Annotated in this window: 21 protein-coding genes; 10 read left to right on the top strand and 11 right to left on the bottom strand. The window is 74.8% G+C overall.

Features of this window, described 5'->3' with window-relative positions; genetic code table 11:
* Nucleotides 1–63 precede the first annotated feature (63 nt).
* Nucleotides 64–3,942, top strand: a complete 3,879-nt coding sequence (locus MT994_RS17065) for a multifunctional oxoglutarate decarboxylase/oxoglutarate dehydrogenase thiamine pyrophosphate-binding subunit/dihydrolipoyllysine-residue succinyltransferase subunit (protein ID WP_255376911.1) — start codon at nucleotides 64–66, stop codon at nucleotides 3,940–3,942.
* Between the two features lie 102 nt (nucleotides 3,943–4,044).
* Here the strand turns inward: MT994_RS17065 and MT994_RS17060 are convergent, their stop codons facing one another.
* Nucleotides 4,045–5,040, bottom strand: coding sequence for an aldo/keto reductase (locus MT994_RS17060; RefSeq protein WP_043655897.1), 996 nt, complete (start codon nucleotides 5,038–5,040; stop codon nucleotides 4,045–4,047).
* A 108-nt stretch (nucleotides 5,041–5,148) separates the two neighbouring features.
* Here MT994_RS17060 and MT994_RS17055 point away from each other — a divergent pair, with 108 nt between their 5' ends.
* Together MT994_RS17055 and MT994_RS17050 are read left to right on the top strand one after the other, a co-directional pair.
* Entirely contained in the window at nucleotides 5,149–6,063 is a 915-nt protein-coding gene (locus MT994_RS17055; RefSeq protein ID WP_354807212.1) for an aldose 1-epimerase family protein, read from the top strand.
* Nucleotides 6,064–6,159: 96 nt separating this feature from the next.
* Nucleotides 6,160–6,774, top strand: a complete 615-nt coding sequence (locus tag MT994_RS17050; protein ID WP_021483233.1) for a GDSL-type esterase/lipase family protein — start codon at nucleotides 6,160–6,162, stop codon at nucleotides 6,772–6,774.
* 73 nt (nucleotides 6,775–6,847) lie between these two features.
* On the opposite strand, the gene MT994_RS17045 is transcribed toward MT994_RS17050, so the two are convergent.
* The 5 genes from MT994_RS17045 to MT994_RS17025 form a co-directional block, all read right to left on the bottom strand.
* Nucleotides 6,848–7,651, bottom strand: a complete 804-nt coding sequence (locus MT994_RS17045; protein ID WP_021483234.1) for a DUF4097 family beta strand repeat-containing protein — start codon at nucleotides 7,649–7,651, stop codon at nucleotides 6,848–6,850.
* Between the two features lie 50 nt (nucleotides 7,652–7,701).
* The gene (locus MT994_RS17040; protein ID WP_076405974.1) at nucleotides 7,702–8,301 is read right to left on the bottom strand and encodes a PadR family transcriptional regulator; all 600 of its coding nucleotides are present in this window, start codon (nucleotides 8,299–8,301) and stop codon (nucleotides 7,702–7,704) included.
* Nucleotides 8,301–9,230, bottom strand: a complete 930-nt coding sequence (locus tag MT994_RS17035; protein ID WP_354807209.1) for a DUF4097 family beta strand repeat-containing protein — start codon at nucleotides 9,228–9,230, stop codon at nucleotides 8,301–8,303. Before MT994_RS17035 ends, MT994_RS17040 begins: the two co-directional genes overlap by 1 nt.
* 404 nt (nucleotides 9,231–9,634) lie before the next feature.
* Complete coding sequence (gene rsrA, locus MT994_RS17030; RefSeq protein ID WP_021483111.1) at nucleotides 9,635–9,970, bottom strand: mycothiol system anti-sigma-R factor; 336 nt, start codon at nucleotides 9,968–9,970, stop codon at nucleotides 9,635–9,637.
* Entirely contained in the window at nucleotides 9,967–10,698 is a 732-nt protein-coding gene (locus tag MT994_RS17025; protein ID WP_354807208.1) for a sigma-70 family RNA polymerase sigma factor, read from the bottom strand. The genes rsrA and MT994_RS17025 overlap by 4 nt, the downstream gene beginning before the upstream one ends.
* 304 nt (nucleotides 10,699–11,002) lie before the next feature.
* Here MT994_RS17025 and MT994_RS17020 point away from each other — a divergent pair, with 304 nt between their 5' ends.
* From MT994_RS17020 to hisN, 4 genes are all read left to right on the top strand, one after another.
* Nucleotides 11,003–11,629: a DoxX family membrane protein gene (locus MT994_RS17020; RefSeq protein WP_009862310.1), complete on the top strand. Its 627-nt coding sequence runs from the start codon at nucleotides 11,003–11,005 to the stop codon at nucleotides 11,627–11,629.
* An 82-nt stretch (nucleotides 11,630–11,711) separates the two neighbouring features.
* Entirely contained in the window at nucleotides 11,712–13,106 is a 1,395-nt protein-coding gene (gene aroA / locus MT994_RS17015) for a 3-phosphoshikimate 1-carboxyvinyltransferase (RefSeq protein ID WP_354807207.1), read from the top strand.
* Entirely contained in the window at nucleotides 13,106–14,173 is a 1,068-nt protein-coding gene (rsgA, locus tag MT994_RS17010; RefSeq protein WP_354807206.1) for a ribosome small subunit-dependent GTPase A, read from the top strand. Before aroA ends, rsgA begins: the two co-directional genes overlap by 1 nt.
* A 58-nt stretch (nucleotides 14,174–14,231) precedes the next feature.
* On the top strand, nucleotides 14,232–15,026 hold the full coding sequence (hisN, locus tag MT994_RS17005) for a histidinol-phosphatase (RefSeq protein ID WP_021482063.1): 795 nt from the start codon (nucleotides 14,232–14,234) through the stop codon (nucleotides 15,024–15,026).
* A gap of 57 nt (nucleotides 15,027–15,083) precedes the next feature.
* Here hisN and MT994_RS17000 read toward each other — a convergent pair whose 3' ends face one another.
* From MT994_RS17000 to MT994_RS16990, 3 genes are read right to left on the bottom strand one after another with little or no spacing between them, the layout of a single operon-like run.
* A complete protein-coding gene (locus MT994_RS17000; RefSeq protein WP_194521037.1) occupies nucleotides 15,084–15,614 on the bottom strand; it encodes a hypothetical protein in 531 nt (176 codons plus the stop codon).
* Between the two features lie 4 nt (nucleotides 15,615–15,618).
* Nucleotides 15,619–16,995 (bottom strand): hypothetical protein, encoded by a 1,377-nt coding sequence (locus MT994_RS16995; RefSeq protein ID WP_354807203.1) that lies wholly within the window; start codon nucleotides 16,993–16,995, stop codon nucleotides 15,619–15,621.
* Nucleotides 16,992–17,693, bottom strand: a complete 702-nt coding sequence (locus tag MT994_RS16990) for a hypothetical protein (protein ID WP_171468205.1) — start codon at nucleotides 17,691–17,693, stop codon at nucleotides 16,992–16,994. The genes MT994_RS16995 and MT994_RS16990 overlap by 4 nt, the downstream gene beginning before the upstream one ends.
* A 125-nt stretch (nucleotides 17,694–17,818) precedes the next feature.
* On the opposite strand from MT994_RS16990, the gene MT994_RS16985 reads away from it, so the two are divergent.
* The gene (locus MT994_RS16985; RefSeq protein WP_061269161.1) at nucleotides 17,819–18,034 is read left to right on the top strand and encodes a helix-turn-helix domain-containing protein; all 216 of its coding nucleotides are present in this window, start codon (nucleotides 17,819–17,821) and stop codon (nucleotides 18,032–18,034) included.
* Between the two features lie 92 nt (nucleotides 18,035–18,126).
* On the opposite strand, the gene MT994_RS16980 is transcribed toward MT994_RS16985, so the two are convergent.
* Complete coding sequence (locus tag MT994_RS16980) at nucleotides 18,127–18,666, bottom strand: hypothetical protein (RefSeq protein WP_354807201.1); 540 nt, start codon at nucleotides 18,664–18,666, stop codon at nucleotides 18,127–18,129.
* 167 nt (nucleotides 18,667–18,833) lie between these two features.
* Here MT994_RS16980 and MT994_RS16975 point away from each other — a divergent pair, with 167 nt between their 5' ends.
* Together MT994_RS16975 and MT994_RS16970 are read left to right on the top strand one after the other, a co-directional pair.
* On the top strand, nucleotides 18,834–19,982 hold the full coding sequence (locus tag MT994_RS16975; RefSeq protein WP_354807200.1) for a hypothetical protein: 1,149 nt from the start codon (nucleotides 18,834–18,836) through the stop codon (nucleotides 19,980–19,982).
* 28 nt (nucleotides 19,983–20,010) lie between these two features.
* Nucleotides 20,011–20,601: an Rv3235 family protein gene (locus MT994_RS16970; RefSeq protein ID WP_354807199.1), complete on the top strand. Its 591-nt coding sequence runs from the start codon at nucleotides 20,011–20,013 to the stop codon at nucleotides 20,599–20,601.
* Nucleotides 20,602–20,755: 154 nt separating this feature from the next.
* On the opposite strand, the gene secA is transcribed toward MT994_RS16970, so the two are convergent.
* Nucleotides 20,756–23,821: a preprotein translocase subunit SecA gene (gene secA / locus MT994_RS16965; RefSeq protein WP_354807198.1), complete on the bottom strand. Its 3,066-nt coding sequence runs from the start codon at nucleotides 23,819–23,821 to the stop codon at nucleotides 20,756–20,758.
* Between the last annotated feature and the right edge of the window lie 198 nt (nucleotides 23,822–24,019).

The raw sequence follows: 24,019 nt of genomic DNA, 5'->3' as shown, positions 1-24,019 counted from the left end.
GTCGTGCCACGGTCGCGGGCTGTGACCGACAGCGACCTGTGTGTGAAAGTGGGCGATCCTCGCGTGTCCCCGAAGGCTGAGTCAGAGGCGATCAGCGACGCAAGCTCCGTGTTCGGAGCGAACGAGTGGCTCGTCGACGAGCTGTACGAGCAGTACCTCCAGGACAAGAACGCGGTGGACCCCGCGTGGTGGGACTTCTTCGAGGACTACCGCCCTGCGGAGCGCTCGGACGCCGACACCACGAGCGACGCCCCGGCGGCGCCCGCGAACGGGTCCGTCCCGGCCGCGGCACCCGCGAACGGGTCCCGCCCGGCCGCGGCGCCGGTGAACGGCTCGCCCGCTCCGGCGGCGCCCGCCGCGCCGGCACCCGCAGCGCCGACCGCCGTGACGGACGGCTCGGCCGCCGCCGAGGCCGCGCAGCGCGTCAAGCCGCCGAAGCTCCCGGCCGACCCGGCGGTCAACGCCGCGGTCGAGGCCGTGCACGCGTCGCGCCCCGTCGCGACCGCCCAGCCCGCGACGGCGCCGTACGCCCAGGTGCCCGCGCGCAAGGTCGCCGGCGCCCCCGCGCCCGAGGACCAGGCCACGGACGACGTGCAGAAGCTCCGCGGCCCGGCCGCGCGCGTCGTGACGAACATGGAGGCCAGCATCCAGGTGCCGACGGCGACGTCGGTGCGCGCGGTGCCGGCCAAGCTCATGGTCGACAACCGCATCGTCATCAACAACCACCTCGCGCGCGGTCGCGGCGGCAAGATCTCGTTCACGCACCTCATCGGGTTCGCGCTCGTCGAGGCGCTGGCCGACATGCCGGTGATGAACGCGAGCTACACGCAGATCGAGGGCAAGCCCGCGATCAACCAGCCTGCGCACGTGAACTTCGGGCTCGCGATCGACCTCGCGAAGCCGGACGGCTCGCGCCAGCTCCTCGTGCCGAGCATCAAGAAGGCCGAGACGATGGACTTCGCCCAGTTCTGGGCGGCCTACGAGGACCTCGTGCGCCGTGCGCGCGGCGGCAAGCTGGGCGTCGACGACTTCGCGGGCACCACGATCTCGCTCACCAACCCGGGCGGCATCGGCACCGTGCACTCGGTGCCGCGCCTCATGCAGGGTCAGGGCACGATCATCGGCGTCGGCGCGATGGACTACCCCGCGGAGTTCGCGGGCGCCTCGACCGAGCGCCTCGCCCGCCTGGGCATCTCGAAGGTCCTGACGATCACGTCGACCTACGACCACCGCATCATCCAGGGCGCGCAGTCGGGCGAGTTCCTGCGCATCCTGTCGCAGAAGCTCCTCGGCGAGGACGGCTTCTACGACCGCGTGTTCGCCGCGCTGCGCATCCCCTACGAGCCGGTGCGCTGGGTCCGCGACAACACGACGGACGCCGAGATCGAGGCGGCCAAGCCCGCCAAGATCGCCGAGCTGGTGCACTCCTACCGCTCGCGCGGCCACCTCATGGCCGACACCGACCCGCTCGCGTACCGCCAGCGCAAGCACGGCGACCTCGACATCCAGAACCACGGCATGACGCTGTGGGACCTCGACCGCACGTTCCCCACGGGCGGGTTCGGCGGCCGCACCAAGTCGACGCTGCGCGACATCCTCGGCCTGCTGCGCGACTCCTACTGCCGCACCGTCGGCGTGGAGTACATGCACCTGGCGGACCGCACGCAGCGCAAGTGGCTCCAGGAGCGCCTCGAGTCCGGGTACGCGCGCACGCCGCGCGAGGACCAGCTCCGCATCCTGCGCCGCCTCAACTCCGCCGAGGCGTTCGAGACGTTCCTGCAGACGAAGTTCGTCGGGCAGAAGCGCTTCTCGCTCGAGGGCGGCGAGGCGCTCATCCCGCTGCTCGACGCGATCCTGTCGAAGGCCGCGGAGAACGGCCTCGACGAGGTCGGCATCGGCATGGCGCACCGCGGGCGGCTCAACGTGCTCGCCAACATCGCGGGCAAGAGCTACGCGCAGATCTTCGCGGAGTTCGAGGGCAACCTCGACCCGAAGAGCGTCCAGGGCTCGGGCGACGTGAAGTACCACCTCGGCACCGAGGGCGTCTTCACGGCCGAGACCGGTGCGACGACGAAGGTCTACCTCGCGGCGAACCCCTCGCACCTCGAGGCGGTCGACCCGGTGCTCGAGGGCATCGTGCGCGCCAAGCAGGACCGCATCGACCTGGGCGGCGACGGCTTCTCCGTGCTGCCGATCCTCATCCACGGCGACGCGGCCTTCGCGGGCCAGGGCGTCGTGCCCGAGGTGCTCAACCTCGCGCAGCTGCGCGGGTACCGCACCGGCGGCACCGTGCACGTCATCATCAACAACCAGGTCGGCTTCACCACGGGCCCGTCGTCGTCGCGCTCGACGACGTACGCGACCGACGTCGCCAAGGGCTACCAGGTCCCGATCTTCCACGTGAACGGCGACGACCCCGAGGCGTGCGTGCGCGTCGCCGAGCTCGCCTTCGCGTTCCGCGAGCAGTTCGACCGCGACGTGATCATCGACATGATCTGCTACCGCCGCCGCGGTCACAACGAGGGCGACGACCCCTCGATGACGCAGCCGCTCATGTACAACCTCATCGAGGCGAAGCGCTCGGTGCGCAAGCTGTACACCGAGAACCTCGTCGCGCGCGGGGACATCACGCTCGAGGAGGCCGAGCACGTCCTCCAGGACTACCAGGCCCAGCTCGAGCGCGTCTTCACCGAGACCAAGGAGGGCGGCTTCACGCCCGCCGCGGACCGCGAGCCGGTCGCCGGTCTCGAGCGCCCGGAGTCCCAGCTCGAGGACGCCGGCACGATGGTCGGCTGGAAGACGGCGATCGACCGCTCGGTCCTCGAGCGCGTCGGCCAGGTGCACGTCGCGCCGCCGGAGGGCTTCACCGTCCACCCGAAGCTCGCGCAACTCCTCGAGAAGCGCCGGCAGATGTCCGTCGAGGGCAACATCGACTGGGGCTTCGGCGAGCTCGCCGCGTTCGGCTCGCTCCTCGTCGAGGGAACCCCGGTGCGCCTCGCCGGCCAGGACTCGCGCCGCGGCACGTTCGTGCAGCGTCACGCCGTCCTGCACGACCGCGAGACGGGCGCCGAGTGGACGCCGCTGCTGTACCTGTCGGCGGACCAGGCGAAGTTCTGGGTCTACGACTCGTCGCTCTCGGAGTACGCCGCGCTCGGGTTCGAGTACGGCTACTCGGTCGAGCGCCCCGACGCGCTCGTGCTGTGGGAGGCGCAGTTCGGCGACTTCGTCAACGGCGCCCAGACGGTGATCGACGAGTTCATCTCGTCCGCCGAGCAGAAGTGGGGCCAGTACTCCTCGGTCGTCATGCTCCTCCCCCACGGCTACGAGGGCCAGGGGCCGGACCACTCGTCCGCGCGCATCGAGCGCTTCCTCCAGCTCGCGGCCGAGGACAACATGACGGTCGCGCAGCCGTCCACGCCGGCGTCGTACTTCCACCTGCTCCGCCGGCAGGCGTACGCCCGCCCGCGTCGTCCGCTCATCGTCTTCACGCCGAAGCAGCTGCTGCGCCTCAAGGCGGCCGCGTCGAGCGTCGAGGACTTCACGACCGGCACCTTCCGCCCGGTGATCCCGGACGCGTCGGCCGACCCGGCGAAGGTCGACCGCGTGCTCCTGTGCACGGGCCGCGTCTACTACGACCTGCTCGCCGAGCGCACCAAGCGCGGCGACGAGGGCGTGGCGCTGGTCCGCCTCGAGCAGCTGTACCCGCTCGACGTCGACGGCATCCGGGCCGAGCTCGCAAAGTACCCGGGCGCCGAGGTCGTCTGGGTCCAGGACGAGCCCGAGAACCAGGGTGCCTGGTCGTTCGTGCACATCAACCTGCCCGAGGACCTGCCGCGCGTGAGCGTCGTCTCCCGCCCGGCGTCGGCCTCCACGGCCGCCGGCACGGCGAAGAAGCACCAGGCGCAGCAGGCCGTGCTGCTGGAGCAGGCGTTCGCCCGCTGACCGGCCCGCACGACCCGCGCACGACGAAGGCCCCCTCCGCGCGGAGGGGGCCTTCGTCGTCGGTGCGCCGTCGCCGTCGGACCGGGGGTCGGTCCTGCCGACCTACCAGCGGTCGTGGATCTTCTCGCGCAGGTAGCGGTCGTAGATCTCGCGCACGCCCGAGGTGAAGAGCGGGCCGAGGACGTCCGCGTCGCCCGCGGCGGCGTTCGACCGCGCCTGCTCGACGTTGCGCGCGCCGGGGATGACGGTCGACACGCCCGGCTGCTGCCAGACCCACGCGATGGCCACCTGGGCCGGGGTGAGGTCCTGCCCGACGACGTCGTGCACGAGCGTGGTGAACTCGGCCGCCGCCTGCACGCCGGTCTCGAAGTCGACGCCCGAGAACGTCTCGCCGACGTCGAACGCGCTGCCGTCGCGGTTGTACGTGCGGTGGTCGTCCGCGGCGAACGTCGTGTCCTTGGTGTACTTCCCGGACAGCAGCCCGGACGCGAGCGGGACGCGCGCGATGACGCCGACGCCGGCGTCGGACGCCGCGGGCAGCACCGCGTCGAGCGGCTTGAGCCGGAACGCGTTGAGGATGATCTGCACCGTGGCGACGTGGGGGCGCGCGATGGCCGTGAGGGCCTCGTCCACGGTCTCGACGCTCACGCCGTAGCTCGCGATCGCGCCCTCGGCGACGAGCGTGTCGAGGCCGTCGTAGACCTCGTCGCGCGAGTAGACGGCGGTCGGCGGGCAGTGGAGCTGCACGAGGTCGAGCCGGTCGGTCCGCAGGTTGCGGCGCGAGCGGTCGACCCACTCGCGGAACTTGGCGAGCGTGTAGTTGTCGGCGTCCTGCGGCTCCCGGCGGCCCATCTTCGTGGCGACCGTGATCCCGTGGCCGGGGTTGTCGGCGAGGTAGGAGCCGATGATCTGCTCGCTGCGCCCGTCGCCGTAGACGTCCGCGGTGTCGAAGAACGTCACGCCGGCCTGCGCGGAGGCGTCGAGGACGGCGCGCGCGTCGTCCTCGCTCACGTCGCCCCAGTCGGCGCCGAGCTGCCAGGTTCCCAGTCCGACGACCGAGACGAGCCGTCCCGTCCGCCCGAGCACCTGTCGTTCCATCGTTCCTCCTCGTGCTGCGTCGGGTGCGCCGGAAGACACACCCGGGCACCGAGTCTGACGGGCGTGGGCGCATCGCGCACCCGCGCACGCCGAGTACCGTATGTGAGCGTGAACACCCATGCCCCCTCAGGAGCCCAGGTCCGCATCGCCCACGGCGACCACGCAGCGACGATCACCGAGGTCGGAGCGGCCGTCCGCGAGTACGCGGTGGGGGGTCGGCCGGTCTTCACGCCCTTCGGCGAGGACGAGGTGTCACCCGCGTTCAACGGCGCCGTCCTGCTCCCCTGGCCCAACCGGCTGCGCGACGGGCAGTACACGGTCGACGACACGACGTACCAGGTGCCGATCTCGGAGCCGGACCGCGGGACCGCGCTGCACGGCCTCGCGTGCTGGCAGCGCTGGACGGTCGTCGAGCACGAGGCCGCGCGCGCGACGCTCGAGCTGCACCTGCCGCCGTCGCCGGGCTACCCGTTCGACCTCGTCGCGCGCGTGACGTACTCGCTCGACGACGCGGGGCTGCGCGTCCACGTCCGCACGACGAACGTCGGCGCGGCGACCGCCCCGTACGGCGTCGGCTTCCACCCGTGGCTCTCGGCGGACGGCGCGGACCTCGACGCGTGCACGCTGCGCCTGGACGCGGCGAGCCGCGTCACGACCGACGAGCGGCTCCTGCCGACCGGCACCGAGCCCGTCACCGGCACCTTCGACCTGCGCGAGCCGCGCCTGCTCGCGGGCGTCGACCTCGACGACGCGTACGTCGACGTGCTGCGCGACGAGGACGGGCTGTCCTGGATCCGCCTCACCGCGCCCGACGGCCGCACGGCCGCCGTGTGGATGGACGGCTCGATGGACACGTGGCAGGTCTGCACGGGCGACCACGTCGGCGACGTCGCGTTCCGACGCACCGGCGTCGCCGCCGAGCCGATGAGCTGCGTCGCGGACGCGTTCCGGACGGGCGAGCGCCTCGTCCGGCTCGAGCCCGGGGCGTCCCACGAGGTCACCTGGGGAGCGACGCTGGCCTGAGGCGTCCGGCCGCCGCGGCGACCCCGCGCGGGTCGACACGCCGTCCGCACCGGCTCGGATCGACCCGCGCGGCCCGCGTCGGGGAGAATGGCGCTCGTGGAAGACGCGGTGAGTCGTGAGGTACGGATCTGCGTCGTCGGCGACGAGCTGAGCGCCGGCGTCGGCGACGCGAAGGCCCTGGGGTGGGCGGGGCGCGTCGTCGCGCGCACGCGCTTCCCCCAGCCGGCGTACGTGTTCCCGCTCGCCATCCCCGGCGAGACGACGACGGCCCTCAGCCAGCGCTGGGAGGCGGAGACCGCGCGCCGGTTCTCCCCCGAGCCGGACGTCGACAACCGCCTCGTCATCGGCCTCGGCCGCCACGACCTCGACGCGGGGCTGTCGGTCGCGCGCTCGCGCCTCAACCTCGCGAACGTGCTCGACGTCGCGGAGTCCCACCGCCTGCCCACGTTCGTCGTCGGGCCGCCGCCGGGCCACGCGCAGGACGCGGAGCGCCTCGCGGAGCTGTCCCACGCGTTCTCGGACGTCGCGAACCGGCGCCGCGTCCCCTACGTCGACACGTTCAGCCCGCTCGTCACGCACGAGCAGTGGCTCGCCGACCTCGCGCAGAGCGGCAACGGCTTCCCCGGCCAGGCGGGCTACGGGCTCATGGCGTGGCTCGTGCTGCACACCGGCTGGCACGCGTGGCTCGGCCTGCCCGACGACACCGTCTGAGCCCGCAGGGACGCACGAGGGGAGGCGTGGTCACGGCGGACCACGCCTCCCCTCGGCGTCGGGGCGGTACCGCTCAGCCGCGCGAGACCGTGAGGTCGCCCGAGACGGTGCTCGCCGACACGTAGGCGCCGCCCGCGCCGTGCTGGTCGACGTGGTCGACGGACGTGGTGCGCTGCGCGCTGGAGTCGAGCCGCACCCCGTCGAGCACGGCCTTGCCGGTGACGCTGCGGGCCTTGAGGTTCACGGCCGAGCCGGCGCCGAGGCGCACGGCCACGTCACCGGAGACCGTGCGCGCGTCGACGAGCGGGGTGCTCTCGCGCGCGACGACCTCGACGCCGCTCGTGACGGTGTTGACCGACACGCGCCCGAGCGTGCCGCCGAGCGTGACGGTGCCGGACGCGGTGGTCACGTGGACGTCGCCGACGTGCTCGCCGACGTCGACGGAGCCGGTGGCCGTGCGGACCGACGCCGTGCCCGAGACGCCCTGGACGCGGACGGCGCCGGTCCCGGTCGTGACGGACACGTCCGCCCGCGTCCCGACGACGGTCGCCGCGGCGCGCGCGGTCGTCACCTTGAGCGGGACGCTCGCGGGCACGGTGACCCGCACGACGGCGCGGTCCTTGTCGCGCAGGCCCTTCGCGCGGTCGACGAGGCCCTCGATGCCGGCGAAGTCGTACCCGACGCGCAGCTCGCCGTCGTGCACGCTCACCTGCAGCGGGCGCTCGGACACCTCGCTCACGTCGAGGTGCGCCCCGCTCTCGCGGCCGGGGTCGGCGACGACGTCGACCGACCCGTCCGTGAGCTGGACGACGACGCGCCGGACGTCCGCGACGTCGACGCTCCGGGGGGCGTTGATGACCCAGGACTCGGTGCTCATGCGCTTCTCCTCGTTCGGTTCTCTGGTGCGTGGTCGGTGGTCTCGGGACGTCAGGGCAGGGTGGACCGCACGGCGCGGCGCGCGCTGTCGAGCACGGTGCGCAGCGTGTCGACCGTCAGCTCGGGCACCCCGCCGGTCGCGTCCGCCCGGCGCAGGTCCGCGCGGAGCTCGTCGCGGAAGCGCTGGAGCACGGCCTCCGCCTCGGCACGGCGCGCGGTCGACTCGCGACGGCGGGTGTCGTGCTCGCCGTCGCGCGGGCGGGCGCGCGCCGTCTGGGCGGCGGCGGCGAGCTCGGCGCGCAGCCCCCGCAGGGAGCCCTGCACGTCGGCGCGCAGCGCCTCGGCGCGCTGGCGCACCGTCTCGGCGATGCCGTGCTCGAGCGCCGCGACGTCCGCGCGCCGCGCCTCGATCTCGGCGCGCCCCGCGGGGGTCAGCTCGTACGTCGTCTTGCGCCCGTCGGCGCTGCGGTGGACCAGGCCCTCGTCCTCGAGCCGCGCGAGGCGCGGGTAGATCGTCCCGGCGCTCGGGCGGTAGGTGCCCCCGAACCGCTCGGAGAGCTCGGTGATGAGCTCGTACCCGTGCTTGGGGCCGGACGCGAGGAGCGCGAGCAGGTAGAGCCGGAGCTGGCCGTGGGCGAAGACGGTGGCCATCAGCGGTCCACCGGGCCGCTCGTGGGAGCCGGTCGCCCGGCGGGAGCACCGGGGCTGCCCCACGCCGGGGCGTCGGGGGCCGCGTCCTGCACCGGGGGCGCGTCGGCCGGGGCAGACGACGTCCCGGCCGTCCCCCGCAGGACCGTGACGTCGCCCGAGACGGCCGAGACGCGGACGGGCGCGCCCGCGCCGAGCCGCGCCGCGCGGTGGAAGGACCGCGCGGACCCGCGCTGCTCCTCGCCGTCGACGACGAGCCGGCCGCTGAGGCAGCGCACGGCGTAGTCCATCGCGTCCGGGTCGGGCAGGCGCACGAGCACGTCGGCGGAGACGGCGCTCACCGTGATCTCGTCCGGGGTCGTGCGCGTGTCGACGGTCACGGAGCCGGAGACCGAGTCGAGCCGCAGCGAGCGCAGCGCGCCCGTGGCGGTGAGGCCGCCGGAGACCGACTCCATCCGGACCGGGCCGTCGTGCTCGCTCGCGGCGACCTCGCCGGAGACGGTGTCGACGCGCAGCGGGCCGCGCGTCCGGCTCGTCATGACGGCGCCGGACACGGTCGCGAGCCGCACGCCCTCGCGGGCTCCCGCGACGAGCGCCTCGCCCTGCACGGTCGCGACCTCGACCTGCGCGCCCGCCGGGATGGCGACGTGGACCTCCGCGGCGTCCTTGCCGGTGTACGTGCGGAAGCGCTCGAGGAAGCCCTTCCAGCCCGCCTCGAACGGGCCGTAGCCCACCCGGAGCGTCGTCCCGTCGAGCCGCACCTCGAGCGCGCGCCCGCTCACGGAGTGCACCTCGACGCGCGCGTCGGTCCGTGCCGGGTCCTCGTGCGCGACGACGTCGATGCGCCCGCCGATCATCGTCGCGTCGAGCCGGCGCACGAGCGCGAGGTCGATGGCCTGCGGACCGGTGAGGGTCCAGAGCTCCTGCGTCATCCTGCGCTCCGTCCTGGTCGCCGCGCACCATCTCGACCAGGACGGCCGAAGGGCACTCGCGATATATCTCGTTCTGCCAGACACGATATATCGCGCGCTCGACCGTGACAAGGGGTCGCGTGTGGGACCATGGGAGACGGACTGGACACGCCGAGACCGGTCGTTCCACGTCGAGAACCGCCGAGACCGGCAGCACTCCCCGACCGTCAGGAGAACACCATGAGCAAGCGCGGACGCAAGCGTCGCAGCCGCAAGGGCAACGCCGCGAACCACGGCAAGCGCCCCAACGCCTGAGACGGCGCAGCCCCCGCGAGGGGGAGCACGGAAGAGGGCCCGGACCGACGTCGTCGGTCCGGGCCCTCTCTCGTGCGCACGGGCCCCAGGGGCTGGCCCCCGGGCCCGGGTCAGCGGGTCTCGACGACCGTCGTCGTCGTGACCATCACGGTGAGCTGCGTGTGGATGCGCTCCCGCAGCCCCGCCGGCGCCTTCTCGTGGCACGAACGGCGCACGAGCTGCTTGACGAGCTCCTCGACGCTCAGCTCGGCCAGGCACGGCGAGCAGTGCGCGACGTGCTGGCGCATGCGCAGCTCGTCGTCGGGCGTCATCTCGGAGTCCAGGTACTCGTACAGGTGCGTGAGCGCGTGCTCGCACTCGGACTCGCCCGCGGTCGAGTGCGGGATCGGGGTCACCGGCTCCTCGACCGGCCCCCGTCCGGGCTCACGGGTCTCTGACGTGCTCACGACTCACCTCCGGGGCTCTTCGCGCCCACCAGTCCTCGCCTCGCGGCGTAGTCGGCCAGCAGCTCGCGCAGCTGGCGCCTGCCTCGGTGCAGGCGGGACATGACCGTGCCGATCGGTGTCCCCATGATCTCCGCGATCTCCTTGTACGGGAAGCCCTCGACGTCGGCGTAGTACACGACCATGCGCCGGTCCTCGGGGAGCTCCTGGAGCGCGCGCTTGACGTCCGAGTCCGGCAGGCGGTCGAGCGCCTCCGCCTCGGCCGAGCGCAGGCCCTGCGACGTGTGCGACGCCGCGCGCGCGATCTGCCAGTCCTCGACGTCGTCCGTCTGCGCCTGCTGCGGCTCGCGCTGCTTCTTGCGGTACGTGTTGATGAACGTGTTCGTGAGGATCCGGTACAGCCACGCCTTGAGGTTCGTGCCCGGGCGGTACTGGTGGAACGCCGCGAACGCCTTCGCGAACGTCTCCTGCACCAGGTCCTCGGCGTCCGAGGGGTTGCGCGTCATCCGCAGCGCGGCGGAGTACAGCTGGTCGAGGTACTGCAGGGCGTCCCGCTCGAACCGGGCGGCGCGCGCGGCGTCGCTCTCGGCCTCCGGGGCGCGGTTCGTGTCCTCGGCGTCCGTCGCGTCGGCGGGCGGCATCGTGCCGGCGGGCGCACCGTCGTCCGGCGTCGTTCCCGACGTCGTCGCAGGGCTGCCGGAGACGTCGCTGCCGGAGATTCGCTCTGTCATCAACAACGAGCCTAGTCCCCCGTTCGTCTGGGTGTTCGATGAGGCGTCCCGCGCACGGCTCGGCACCGACCACGCGGCGGCGAACGCGGCGTCCGGCGCCGGGGTCGTCGACGCGACCCGGGCGGCGGGTGCGGGAGTCTGGAGCAGGGCGGTCACGAGGGGTGCAACCCGCGAGCGCCTCTGGGCATTCCCGGCCCGGGCACCGCCGCGGGTGGCGCCGTCCCGGGGGGCGCGGCAGGCTGGGACCCACCGGAGGACGCCCGCCCAGGGCACCGGCGAGTCACCAGCGATGAGGAGAGAACCGATGCTGCTGCGTCACCTCGCGAGGCCCATGCTGGCCTCGTGGTTCGTCTACGACGGGGTCCAGGCCGCGCTCAAGCCGGCGGAGCACGTGCGGGCCGCGCGCGCGGGCGTCGAGCTCGTCGAGAAGCGCGTCGGCATCGAGGCCCCGCTCAGCGAGCGGCAGGTGACGACGCTCGTCCGCGCCCACGGCGCGGCGACGGCGGTCGCGGGCCTGTGCCTCGCCGTCGGCAAGGCGCCCCGGACCGCCGCGCTCGCGCTCGCCGCGCTCACGGTCCCGCTGGCCGTCGTCAACCAGCCGTTCACGGGCGGCGAGGCCACGCGCACCGAGCGGACGCGGAAGTTCGTCGCGAACGTCGGCGCGATCGGGGCCGCGCTCATCGCGGGCGCCGACTACGAGGGCCGCCCGGGCGTCCAGTGGCGTCTCGAGCGGGCGCGGCACGACCTCGCGCTCGCCAAGCAGGCGAAGCAGGAGGCCGTCGTCGCGGGGGCGAAGAGCACCGCGAAGGACGTGTCGCGCTCGGCTCGCCGCGCCGCGAAGGCCGCCCAGGACGCCGCGCAGCACGCCGCGAGCAGCACCGCGGGCGCCGTGCACGACGCCGGGGCCGCCGTCCGCGCCAAGGTCGCCTGACGCGTCGCACCGCGCGGCCGCGCCCGTCCGCCGGGCGGGACCGGCCGCCGTCGGGCGGCGACGCTCCACTAGCCTGGACGCCATGACGACGCAGCCCCCCGCGCCCACCGACGCACCGTCCCCCGCCCCGGCCGACGCCTGGGTCGCGCCCACGGCGGGCGGGCCGCTCGACGCGACGGTCGAGGTCCCGGGGTCGAAGTCGCTGACGAACCGGCTGCTCGTGCTCGCGGCGCTCGCCGACGGCCCCGGGACGCTGCGCGGCGCGCTGCGGAGCCGCGACGCCGACCTCATGATCGCGGCGTTGCGCGCGCTGGGCGTGGGGATCGAGGAGGGCGCGTCGCCGACCGAGCTGCACGTGACGCCCGGCGCCCTGCGCGGACCGGTCGACGTCGACTGCGGTCTCGCCGGGACGGTCATGCGCTTTCTCCCGCCGGTCGCGGCGCTGGCGGACGGCGCGGTGCGGTTCGACGGCGACGAGGGCGCGCGGGTGCGGCCCATGGGCCCGGTCGTGGCGGCGCTCAGCGCGCTGGACGTCCCGGTCGCGGGCGACGACGGCGGCAGCCTGCCCACGACGCTCCCGTTCACCGTGCGCGGGCGCGGCCGGGTCCGCGGCGGGTCCGTCGACATCGACGCGTCGGCGTCGAGCCAGTTCGTCTCCGGGCTGCTCCTCGCGGCGGCGCGCTACGACCAGGGCCTCACGGTCCGGCACGTCGGGCACACGCTGCCGAGCATGCCCCACATCGAGATGACGGTGGAGGTCCTGCGGGAGGTCGGGGTCGTCGTCGACGACTCGCGCCCGGCGATCTGGCGCGTGGAGCCGGGGCCGATCGCGGCGCGCGACGTGCAGGTCGAGCCGGACCTGTCGAACGCCGCGCCGTTCCTCGCGGCCGCGCTCGTCGCCGGGGGCACCGTGCGCGTCACGGGCTGGCCGACGGCGACCACGCAGCCCGGCGCGATGGTCCCCGAGCTGCTCGAGACCATGGGCGCCACGTCGTCCCTCGACGGCGACGTGCTCACCGTGACGGGCACGGGCGAGGTGCGCGGCGTCGACGTGGACCTGCACGCCGCCGGCGAGCTCGCCCCGACGATCGCCGCCCTCGCGGCCCTCGCCGACGGGCCCAGCCGCCTGCGCGGCATCGCGCACCTGCGCGGGCACGAGACCGACCGCCTGGCCGCGCTCGCGACCGAGATCACGCGCCTCGGCGGGCAGGCCGAGGAGACGCGCGACGGGCTCGTCATCACGCCGCGCCCCCTGCACGGCGCCGTCTTCCGCACCTACCACGACCACCGCATGGCGACCTCGGCCGCCGTGATCGGGCTGCGCGTGGCGGGCGTCGGCGTCGAGAACGTCGCGACGACGGCCAAGACGCTCCCCGGCTTCGCGGGCATGTGGGAGCGGATGCTCGGCGGCTCGGCCGGGCCGGGGACCGGCTCAGGCACGGCCCCCGCGGCCGGCTCGGGGGCGGCGGCCCGCTGATGGCCCGCGTCCCGGACGAGTCCGACTTCCGCTCGCGCCCCGGCAAGCGCGGCAGCCGCCCGCGCACCAAGCAGCGCCCCGAGCACGCGGACGCGGTGACCGGGTTCGTCACGGGCGTGGACCGGGGCCGGTACACGCTGCTCGTGGGCGGGACCGACGACGGGACGGTCGTCGGCGCCGAGGACGAGCGCACGGTCCTCGCGATGAAGGCGCGCGAGCTCGGGCGCACGCGGATCGTGTGCGGGGACCGCGTCGACCTCGTCGGCGACGTCACCGGGGACGACGGCTCGCTCGCGCGCATCGTCCGCATCCAGGAGCGGTCGTCGGTGCTGCGTCGCACCGCCGACGACACCGACCCGTACGAGCGCGTCATCGTCGCGAACGCGGACCAGCTCGTCGTCGTCACCGCCCTCGCCGAGCCGGAGCCGCGCACGCGCATGATCGACCGGTGCGTCGTCGCCGCGTACGACGCCGGCATGGACGTCCTGCTGTGCCTCACCAAGGCGGACCTCGCCGACCCGGCGCCGCTGCGCGCGCTCTACGAGCCGCTCGGCGTCTCCGTCGTCGTCACGCGGCGCGCGCCCGACGGCCTCGCGCCGGACGGCTGGGCCATCGAACCGCTCGACGCGGTCCGCGAGGCGCTGGCCGGGCGCACGTCGGTGTTCGTCGGGCACTCGGGCGTGGGGAAGTCGACGCTCGTCAACGCGCTCGTGCCCGACGCCCGGCGCGCGACGGGGCACGTCAACGACGTCACGGGGCGCGGCCGGCACACGTCGACGTCGGCGGTCGCGCTGCGCCTGCCGGGCGGCGGGTGGGTCATCGACACGCCCGGCGTGCGGTCCTTCGGGCTCGCGCACGTGCAGGTCGACCACCTGCTGCGCGCGTTCGAGGACCTCGACGCCGTCGCCGCCGCGTGCCCGCGCGGGTGCACCCACCTCGACGACGCGCCGGACTGCGCGCTCGACGACTGGGTGGCGGACTCCCCCGACGACGTCACCCGCGACGCCCGCGCGGCGCGGCTCGAGTCGTTCCGGCGCGTGCTCGCCTCGCGCATCGGCGCCGCCTGAGCCCGCACCCCGCGCGGCGCCTCCCCCGGCCCGTGCGCGCACCGCTACGGTGTGAGCCATGACGCCCCCCTCGACGCGCGGCTACGACGACGACCTGCGCCTCGCCCATGTGATCGCCGACCAGGTCGACGCCCACACCCTGTCGCGCTTCAAGGCGCTCGACCTGCACGTCGAGTCCAAGCCCGACTCGACGCCCGTGAGCGACGCCGACCGGACGGCCGAGGAGATCATCCGCGGCCAGCTCGGCCGGGCCCGCGGCCGCGACGCGATCGTGGGCGAGGAGTACGGCGAGACGGGCCACGGCGCCCGCCGCTGGATCGTCGACCCGATCGACGGGACGAAGAACTTCGTGCGCGGCGTCCCCGTGTGGGCCACGCTCATCGCGCTCGCCGACGGCGACGAGGTCGTCGTCGGGCTGGTGTCCGCGCCCGCGCTCGGCCGGCGCTGGTGGGCCTCGAAGGGTACCGGAGCGTGGACGGGCAAGTCGCTCGCCGCCGCGTCGCGCCTGCACGTCTCGGGCGTCTCGTCGTGGTCCGACGCGTCGCTCGCCTACGCGTCGCTCGACGGCTGGGAGGAGCGCGGGAAGCTCGAGCCGTTCCTCGACCTCATGCGCGGCGCGTGGCGCACGCGCGGCTACGGCGACTTCTGGTCGTACATGCTCGTCGCCGAGGGCGCGGTCGACGCGGCCGCGGAGCCCGAGCTCGAGCTCTACGACATGGCCGCGCTCGTGCCGATCGTCACCGAGGCGGGCGGGCGGTTCACGTCGCTCGACGGCGCCGACGGCCCGTGGGGCGGCAACGCCGTCGCGACGAACGGCCTGCTGCACGACGAGGTGCTGGGCCGCCTGGGCTGACGGGGCCCGTCACCCCGGCGGCGTCCCAGGCTCGGTCTGCCCGGGTTCGCCCCGGCCTCAGGCGCGCGGCACGTCCTTGAGCTCGGACCAGTCGTACCAGAGCAGGTCGCGCTCACCCACGCGCTCGATGGCCGCGTCGAGCGCCGCGTCCGCGTCGGGACCGTCGTCGTCCGCCGCGGCGAGCACGGCCTCGACGTCCGCGACCGCCTCCGGCTCGTCGACGTGCACGCACACGATCGCGACGTCGGGCACCGTGCGCAGCACCTCGACGGCGCTCGGGGCGGGCGCGTCCTCGTCGTCGGAGTCCTCTGCCCCCACGACCTGGACCGCGCCGTCGGGCACCTCGAGCGTGACGACGAGCCGCTGCCGCGGCGCGTCCGGGCGTGATGCGACGAGCGCGAGCGAGTCGTCCGCCGCCTCGAGCGCCGCTGCGTACTCGAGACCCTCCTCGTCCTCGTCGGGCAGCGCACGCGTCAGCGCGGCGGTCACGGCGTGGGCGCCGCGCGGGGCGACGGTCCAGCGGGCGGCGTCGGCGGTCACGGTGACGGCGTCGAGCTCGTCGAGCGTCGCGGGGAGATAGATGCGCATGGGTTCAGTGTGCCGCCTCGAGCACCGGACCGGGCGCCGCACCACGCCCGGACGGGACGGCCTCCCGCACTGCCTCCGCGAGCCGGGCCAGCGCGCGCCGGGCAGGGCTCGCCGGGGTGGTCTCGCCGAGCGTCCTCCCCTCCCGGAGCGCCACGTCGACGGCGGTGTCCTCCGGGACGACGTGCAGGTCCTCGACGCCGGCGTACCGCGCCATCGCGTCGCGCACCGCGCGCTCGGGCCGTGGCCCGACGACGCTCGCCCGCACCCGGTTCACGACGACGACCCGGGCCGCGGCGACCGCCGCCCCGGAGTCTCCCAGCTCGTCGAGCGCGCGGACGAGGCGCTGCAGCCCGACCGGGTCTCCGCCGCCCACGACCACGACGACGTCCGCGGCGCCCAGCGCGCTGAGCGTCGCGTCGTGGCGCTGCGGGGCGCGGGTGTCGTAGCTGAGCAGCTCGTCCTGCTCGATGCCGAAGCCGCAGTCGACGACGGTCCAGTCCGCGACCGACCGTGCCACCTGCCACACCGCGTCGAGCGACGGGCCCGGCAGCTCGGGCCAGCGCGCCGCCCGGGCGAGGCCCGTGAGGACCCGGACTCGGGGCACGAGCACCGGGGCCAGCGCGCGGAGGCCCGCGGCGTCGAGCACGCCCTGACCGGCGCTGCGGGCCGCGGCGGCGAGCCCCGGGGACTCGTCGAGCAGCCCGAGGCGCTGCGCGACCGTCCCGCCGTACGTGTCCGCGTCGACGAGCAGCACCTCGGCCGGAGGCCCGACGGTGGCCGTGGGAGCCGCGTCGACCTCTCGCGCGCGGCGTGCGGCGCGGCGCCGACGGGGCCGCCCCGCGGGTGCCGGGCCCGCGAGCTCGACCGCGAGGTTCGTCGCGACGGTCGTGCGGCCCGGCGCCCCGGTCGGGCCCCAGACGACGACGGTCCGGCCGTCGCGCCGGTCGCCCTCGCCGTCGGCCGGCACGGGCGCCGGGACGCGGGCGGGCGCGCCGGGCGGGCCCGCGTGCCCGGTGCGCGCCGGCACGACCGCCCGGACGGCGTCGCACAGGGTGCCCGGGGACCGGTCCACGTCCACCACGGTGTCCACCCCGTGGGCCCGCAGCCGGTCCTCCTCCCACGTGCCCCCGGGGGCGAGCGCGACGACCCGGACGTCGTGCGCGTGCAGGTCGGCCACGGCCTGCCGGTCCAGCGCCGGGAGGTCGTGCGAGACGACGGCGACCCGCCCGGCCCCCGCGGCCGCCGCGGCGAGCAGCTCGACGACGTCCGCGCAGCGCCGCGTCACCCGCAGCCCGGACGCGTCGAGCGTCGTGACGACCTCCGCCTCGCGCGCCCCGCGGACCGCGCACAGGACCGTCGTGACCGTGGTCGCGCCGCTCACCCCGCACCGCCGACCGGGACCAGCGCGAGGGTCCCCTCTCCCGCGACGGCGGCGAGCACGGCGGGGAGGTGGTCGACCTCGACGAGCAGGTGCACCGTCGTCGGCCCGCCGACCACGAGCGTGCCCTCGCCCTCGTCGACCTGGGCGACCGTGACGCCGCCGACGAGCATCTCCGGCACGGCGCCCGGCCCGTCCGGGACGTCCTGCGCAGCGTCCGGGGACGGTGCGGCGGCGGCCTCCGGGACGTGCCAGAGGTCGACGTCGGCGCCGGCCACGATCCGCTCGGAGAGGCCCGACGTCACGGGCACCGCGACCGCCCGCACCGCGAGGTCGGTGGCGGCACCGAGCGCCGTCGCGGGGACGAGCTCGCCCGCGGCCACCGTCCGCAGGACGACCGCCTCGTCCGGGAGCCCGTCCTCGACGAGCAGGTAGCGGTCGGTCTGCGCGCCGAGCCGCACCTCGACCGTGCGCAGCTCGGCCGCACCGACGGTGGTGCCGGGCGTCAGCGGCGTGCCGGCCGCGTACACCGCGACCGTCCGGCTCGCGCTGCTCACGGCCCAGGACCCCAGCGCGACGGACAGCGCCACCACGACGACCCCCACGAGCAGCCGCGGGTCCTTCCAGCCCGGCCGCCGCAGCCGCGCGGCGGGCGGGGGCGTCGCGGCCCCCGGGACGGGTCGTTCCACGGTCGTCGTCATCCATCTCCCCCTCGGTGGTCGGCACGTCGCCCGTGCCGCGGCTTCATGATCCCCGGTCGGCGGGGCGCGTGGCAGGGCCTGTGGACGAGCACCGCGGTGGGGCGTGCGCGTGCCAGACTGACGCCATGCCCCAGCGGTTCCTCACCCTCGCCGACGTCACGGACGAGCTCAACATCTCGGCGGCGCAGGCGTACGCGCTCGTCCGGTCGGGAGAGCTCCCCGCGATCCAGGTGGGCGGACGCGGCCAGTGGCGGGTCGAGGTGAGCGAGCTCGAGGCGTACATCCAGCGCATGTACGCGCAGACGCGCCAGCGCATCGAGGCGGGCGACTTCGACGGCTGACGGCGCGCCGTCGCGCCTCCGCCGCCCCGTGCCGCGTCCCCACGCCGTCGTGCGACGGCGTCCCTGCTCCCCCGGCTCCCCCTGCCGCGCGCTCACCTCGGCACGTACCCCGCCTCCGCCTCGCTGACGCACACGACGGCCGACCAGGGCACGACCCGCGCGCCGTGCGCGCTGCCGGGCGACGGCTCGAGGTCGAGATGGTCCTTCCCCACCCGGGCGACCCACCCGGAGTAGGACCCGGCGGCCGTCCGCACCTGGACCGGTCTCCGGTCCCGCTGGAGCGCACGCAGCGCGTGCCCGAGGCCGAGCGTCGCCGACCGGGACGAGCGCGGCGGGTCGGCGTGCCGCCCGAGTCCTCGCACCGCGACCACGGCGTCCAGCGGGACGAGGTGCTGCCGGCTGCCGTCGACGACCAGCGCCCACTCCTGCGCGACCTCCCGCACCTCGCCGGTCACCGCCGACGCGTCGCGGAGCTCGAGCGTCACGGGCCCCGGCGCGGCGCGCATCCGCTCGGTGAGAAGCACCGTCGCGTGCTCCGCCCGGGTCAGGTCGGCGACCGCGGCGACGCGGTCCTGCGACTCCGCCGCGGCGAGCTGCGCCGCGAGGTCGTCGAACAAGGCGTCCCATCGCATCGGCACACCGTAGCGGGGCGCCACCGCACCCGACCCTCCGTCGTCCACATCACGGGACGGGCCTGGACAGGCGTCGATCCTGCGCGCTTAGATCGACGTGTCGTCATCAAACGACACCAAACGACATCAAAAGCCGTCGAGTGCGCGACGGCAGGCAGGGGGCAACGATGGACCGGGGTACTGCTGCATCCCGACGAGCCGGGGGTCTGCTCGCCCTCCTTGCGCTCGTCCTCGTCCTGGGCGGCGCGACGACCGTCCTGTCGCTCCGGGCGCTGCACCTCGTCGCCGCGCTCCCGACGCACCGCGTCGAGCCCTGGGTGGAGCTCGGCGCGGTGTCGGTGGGCGCGCTGGCCGCCCTCTGGGTCGCGCTCAGTGCGCTCGTCGCGGTGGCCTGCGTGGCTGCCGAGTCCGCCGGGCGGTCCTGGACGACGGGAGAACGCCTCCTGCGCCGCGCGGCGCCGGCCGTCGTCCGGCACGCGGCGCGCGCCGCCGTCGGCGCCACCGTCGGCGCGGGCCTGCTCGTCGCCGGCGGGACGGCGCACGCGGCCACCCCGGCGGACGACCCGGGCGTCGTCGCCGTCGATCTCGGGTGGCGACCCAGCGGTGCCGTCGCCGGGGGCGAGGGCACGGTGTCAGGGAACGGCGCGTCGGAGAGCGCCGCTTCGACGTCCCGGACGACCCCCGGCACCTCGTCCGCCACGGCGGACGGCTCCACGACGGGCTCCGGCGGTCCGTCGAGCACCCGGGCGGACGCCGCGCCAGGCCAGCCAGCGCCGGTCACCTCGGTGCCGCCGTCTTCGGTGCCACCGTCGTCCGTGCCGGCGCCTTCGGTGAGGCCCTCCGGGGTGCCGGGGGACGCGGGCACGTCGCAGGACCCCCACCGCTCGCAGGGTGCCACCTCCGCAACGACCGGCGCGACGCCGTCGACGAGCGCGGAGAGCGCTGGTACGGGCGACACCGCCGAGTCCGGAGGGACGCACGCCGCCGGGGCGGGCGTCGTTGGCCAGGAGACGGAGGCTTTCGGCACCGCGGGACCGACGGTCGCCGCGGAGGGGGCCTCGTCGGACGCCGCCCGCCAGCGCGACGCGGCGCTGGCCGTGACGCGCGACGTGCCCGGTCCGGAGGCCGCGCCGGAGGTGGTCATCGTGCGCGGCGACTCGCTGTGGTCGATCGCCTCCCGGCACCTGCCCGCGGGGTCCACCGACGGGCAGGTCGCGGAGGCGGTGGAGCGCTGGTACGCCACGAACGCCGACGTCGTGGGCGCGGACCCCGACCTCGTCCGGCCGGGCCAGGTCCTCGTCGCGCCGTCCGCCTGACCTCCACCGACCTCGAAGGAGCCCCACCATGACCGCTCCCCTGCTGGCCGGCGCACACGCCCCGGTCACCACCGTGACACCTGCGGCCGCACCGACGGCCCCTCCCACGAGCGGGACCACGGTCCGCCCGCTCCGCTCGACGAGCGTCCCGTCCGCCCCGCCGGCCCGGCTGCTCCGGTGCCTCGGCGACCCGACCGTCGCCACGGTCGACGTGACCGACCCGACGGCGGCCCGCGTGCCGCAGCACGTCGTCCGGGGTCGTCCCCTCGGGCGCCCGACGACGCCCGTGCCGCTGCCGGACCCGACCGCGCTGTGCTGCGCCGTGGTCCGGGCTGCGGTCGAGGTCGTCCGGGGCGAGCGCACGGTCGGACAGCTCGCGCGGTGGGTGTCGCCGGAGATCTACGAGGCGCTCGCCCGGCGCGCCCGACTCGTGGCCGACGGGCCGGGCGAGACCCCGGCCCGCCCGGTCGCCGTCCGCCGCGCGCGGGTCCTGCGCATCGGCGACGGCGTCGCCGAGGGGACGGTCGTCGTCCAGGACGGGGACCGGGTCCGCGCCGCCGCGGCGCGGCTGGAGGCGCGCCGCGGAGCCTGGCGCGTGGTCGCGCTCGAGATCGGCTGAGCCCTTCCCGGACCGGGCACGACGACGCCCTTCCCGGACGCGACGCCCTTCCCGGGCCCGACTCCCTTCCCTGGCTGGGCACGACGACGGCGAGGCCCCCCCGCAGGTGGACGCCTCGCCGTCGTCGTCAGGGTGCCCGGCGGACGGGCACCGGTCAGGCCTCGTTCTGGCCGTGGCAGACCTTGTACTTCTTGCCGGAGCCGCACGGGCACTGCGCGTTGCGGGGCGTGCCCGGGAAGGTCCGGCCGTCGCTCTCGACCGCCGTCGCCTCGCTGTGCAGCGCGCGGCGCGAGCGTCGGCCCGCGTCGCCGGACACGACGGCCTGGCCCGTGCCGTCCTCGCTCGGGGCGGTGTACGACAGCGGGACCTGGCGGTCGGGGCCGTCGAGGCCCTTCGCGATGAGCGTGCCAGGGCGGTCGCCGCCCGGGCCCTCGGCCCCCGCACGTGCCGCCACCGGCTCCGGCGCGACCGGCGCGTCCTCGACGGGCGCGTCCTCCGCGGAGGCGTCCTCGACCGGCTCGTCCGCGACGGGGGCGCCGTCGACGGGCGCGTCCTGCGTCGGAGCCGCGTCGCGCTGCGCCGCCGCCGCGAGACCGGCCGCCGCACCCGCCGACGCGGCACCCGCCGCCCCGCCGAGCGCCTGGCCCGCGGCCGACTGCGCGGCCTGCGCCGCACCCGCGACGGAGATCGCCGGCGCCTGGCCCGTGGCCGCGCCCGGCTCGGCGACCTTGACCTCGAGGTTGAACAGGTACCCGACCGTCTCCTCCTTGATGGCCTCGGTCATCGCCTGGAAGAGCTGGAAGCCCTCGCGCTGGTACTCGACCAGCGGGTCGCGCTGCGCCATCGCGCGCAGCCCGATGCCCTCCTTGAGGTAGTCCATCTCGTAGAGGTGCTCGCGCCACTTGCGGTCGAGGACCGAGAGCGTCACGCGACGCTCGAGCTGGCGCATGTTCGCCGCGCCGAGCTGCTCCTCGCGGTTCTGGTAGGCGATGCGGGCGTCCGAGAGGATCTCCTCGAGCAGCATCTCGCTCGTGAGACGCGTCTCGCCGCCGGCCTGCTCCACGACCTCGTCCACCGTGATGGAGATGGGGAACACCGCCTTGAGCGCGGTCCACAGCCCCTCGAGGTCCCAGCTCTCCGGGTTGCCCTCGGTCGTCGCACCCTCGACGTACGCGGTGACCACGTCGGTGAGGAAGTGCTGCACCTGCTCCTGCAGGTCCTCGCCCTCGAGCACGCGGCGGCGCTCGTCGTAGATAACGGTGCGCTGGCGCGACAGGACGTCGTCGTACTTGAGGACGTTCTTGCGGATCTCGAAGTTGCGCGACTCGACCTGGCCCTGCGCGCTCGCGATGCCGCGCGTGACCATCTTCGACTCGAGCGGCACGTCGTCGGGGAACCCGGCGCGGTTCATCATCGACTCGGCGAGCGTCGAGTTGAACAGACGCATGAGGTCGTCCTGCATCGACAGGTAGAACCGGGACTCGCCCGGGTCGCCCTGACGGCCGGAACGACCACGGAGCTGGTTGTCGATACGGCGCGACTCGTGCCGCTCCGTGCCGAGGACGTAGAGACCGCCGAGCTCGCGGACCTCGTCGTGCTCCGCGGCGACCGCGGCCTTCGCCTTCTCCAGGGCGTCGGGCCAGGCGGCCTCGTACTCCTCCGGGTTCTCCGCCGCGTCCAGGCCGCGCGCCGCGAGGTCCGCGACCGCCATGAACTCGGCGTTGCCGCCGAGCATGATGTCCGTACCGCGGCCGGCCATGTTCGTCGCGACCGTCACGGCGCCCTTGCGGCCCGCGAGCGCGACGATCGCCGCCTCGCGCTCGTGCTGCTTCGCGTTGAGGACCTCGTGCGGCACGCCCTGCTTCTTCAGCTTGGACGACAGGAGCTCCGACTTCTCGACGCTCGTCGTGCCGACGAGCACCGGCTGGCCCTGCGCGTGGCGCTCGACGATGTCCGCGACGACGGCGTCGAACTTGCCCTCCTCGTTCTTGTAGACGAGGTCGGGCTGGTCGACGCGCTGCATCGGGCGGTTCGTCGGGATCGGCACGACGCCGAGCTTGTAGGTGCCCTGGAACTCCGCCGCCTCGGTGTCGGCGGTACCGGTCATGCCCGCGAGCTTGGAGTACAGGCGGAAGTAGTTCTGGAGCGTGATCGTGGCGAGCGTCTGGTTCTCCGCCTTGATCTGCACGCCCTCCTTGGCCTCGATGGCCTGGTGCATGCCCTCGTTGTACCGGCGGCCGGGCAGGATGCGGCCCGTGTGCTCGTCGACGATCATGACCTCGCCGTTGAGCACGACGTAGTCCTTGTCGCGCTTGAAGAGCTCCTTCGCCTTGATGGCGTTGTTGAGGAACCCGATGAGCGGCGTGTTGAGCGACTCGTACAGGTTGTCGATGCCGAGGTAGTCCTCGACCTTCTCGATGCCGGGCTCGAGCACGCCGACGGTGCGCTTCTTCTCGTCGACCTCGTAGTCCGTCCCGGGGTTGAGACGGCGCACGACCTTGGCGAACTCACCGAACCAGCGGTTCGTGTCGCCCGAGGCCGGGCCCGAGATGATGAGCGGCGTGCGCGCCTCGTCGATGAGGATCGAGTCGACCTCGTCGACGATCGCGAAGTTGTGGCCGCGCTGCACGAGGTCGTCCGTGGACCACGCCATGTTGTCGCGCAGGTAGTCGAAGCCGAACTCGTTGTTCGTCCCGTACGTGATGTCGGCGGCGTACTGCTCGCGCCGCTGCGCCGGCGTCTGGCCGGACAGGATGACGCCGGTCGACAGGCCCAGGAAGCGGTACACGCGGCCCATGAGCTCGGACTGGTACTTCGCCAGGTAGTCGTTCACCGTGACGACGTGGACGCCCTTGCCCTCGAGCGCGTTGAGGTACGCGGCCGTCGTCGCGACGAGGGTCTTGCCCTCACCGGTCTTCATCTCGGCGATGTTGCCGAGGTGCAGCGCCGCGCCGCCCATGAGCTGGACGTCGAAGTGCCGCTGGCCGAGCGTGCGCCGCGACGCCTCGCGCACCGCGGCGAACGCCTCGGGGAGCAGGTCGTCGAGGGTCTCGCCCGCCTCGAGGCGCGCCTTGAAGCGGTCGGTCTCCTCCCGCAGCTCCTCGTCGGTGAGATCCTCGAAGCCGGGCTCGAGCTTGTTCACCTGGTCGGCGATGCCGGACAGCTTCTTGAGGATCCGGCCCTCGCCGATGCGAAGGACCTTGTCGAGGATCGAAGGCACGCAGGACTCCCGTATCGATCGGTGCCCGGGCCGGGTGGTCCGGGAGCAGAGCCGACGCTCTGCCGCGCGGGCGCGCACGGCAGCGGACGTCGGCAACGTCACACAACATCGTAGGGGAGTCGGGGCCGCGCCGGTCCCGTCCGGGTTTCGCCGACGACGAACCTCTCCCCCGCGACGTCGTCCGCCAGCCTACGGCGA

Origin of the sequence: Cellulosimicrobium sp. MI9406 (assembly GCF_040595865.1) — a bacterium.
Taxonomy (GTDB): Bacteria; Actinomycetota; Actinomycetes; order Actinomycetales; family Cellulomonadaceae; genus Cellulosimicrobium; species Cellulosimicrobium funkei.
Note: the sequence above shows the minus strand (reverse complement) of the source record. Positions and strands in the feature narration are given on the sequence as shown.

What these genes read in the sequence shown, in the direction of transcription:
- MT994_RS17060 (WP_043655897.1), bottom strand. Translation starts at nt 5,040, where the DNA reads ATGGAACGACAGGTGCTCGGGCGGACGGGACGGCTCGTCTCGGTCGTC.
- MT994_RS17045 (WP_021483234.1), bottom strand. Translation starts at nt 7,651, where the DNA reads ATGAGCACCGAGTCCTGGGTCATCAACGCCCCCCGGAGCGTCGACGTC.
- MT994_RS17040 (WP_076405974.1), bottom strand. Translation starts at nt 8,301, where the DNA reads ATGGCCACCGTCTTCGCCCACGGCCAGCTCCGGCTCTACCTGCTCGCG.
- MT994_RS17035 (WP_354807209.1), bottom strand. Translation starts at nt 9,230, where the DNA reads ATGACGCAGGAGCTCTGGACCCTCACCGGTCCGCAGGCCATCGACCTC.
- MT994_RS17025 (WP_354807208.1), bottom strand. Translation starts at nt 10,698, where the DNA reads ATGACAGAGCGAATCTCCGGCAGCGACGTCTCCGGCAGCCCTGCGACG.
- MT994_RS17020 (WP_009862310.1), top strand. Translation starts at nt 11,003, where the DNA reads ATGCTGCTGCGTCACCTCGCGAGGCCCATGCTGGCCTCGTGGTTCGTC.
- aroA (WP_354807207.1), top strand. Translation starts at nt 11,712, where the DNA reads ATGACGACGCAGCCCCCCGCGCCCACCGACGCACCGTCCCCCGCCCCG.
- rsgA (WP_354807206.1), top strand. Translation starts at nt 13,106, where the DNA reads ATGGCCCGCGTCCCGGACGAGTCCGACTTCCGCTCGCGCCCCGGCAAG.
- hisN (WP_021482063.1), top strand. Translation starts at nt 14,232, where the DNA reads ATGACGCCCCCCTCGACGCGCGGCTACGACGACGACCTGCGCCTCGCC.
- MT994_RS17000 (WP_194521037.1), bottom strand. Translation starts at nt 15,614, where the DNA reads ATGCGCATCTATCTCCCCGCGACGCTCGACGAGCTCGACGCCGTCACC.
- MT994_RS16990 (WP_171468205.1), bottom strand. Translation starts at nt 17,693, where the DNA reads ATGACGACGACCGTGGAACGACCCGTCCCGGGGGCCGCGACGCCCCCG.
- MT994_RS16985 (WP_061269161.1), top strand. Translation starts at nt 17,819, where the DNA reads ATGCCCCAGCGGTTCCTCACCCTCGCCGACGTCACGGACGAGCTCAAC.
- MT994_RS16980 (WP_354807201.1), bottom strand. Translation starts at nt 18,666, where the DNA reads ATGCGATGGGACGCCTTGTTCGACGACCTCGCGGCGCAGCTCGCCGCG.
- MT994_RS16975 (WP_354807200.1), top strand. Translation starts at nt 18,834, where the DNA reads ATGGACCGGGGTACTGCTGCATCCCGACGAGCCGGGGGTCTGCTCGCC.
- MT994_RS16970 (WP_354807199.1), top strand. Translation starts at nt 20,011, where the DNA reads ATGACCGCTCCCCTGCTGGCCGGCGCACACGCCCCGGTCACCACCGTG.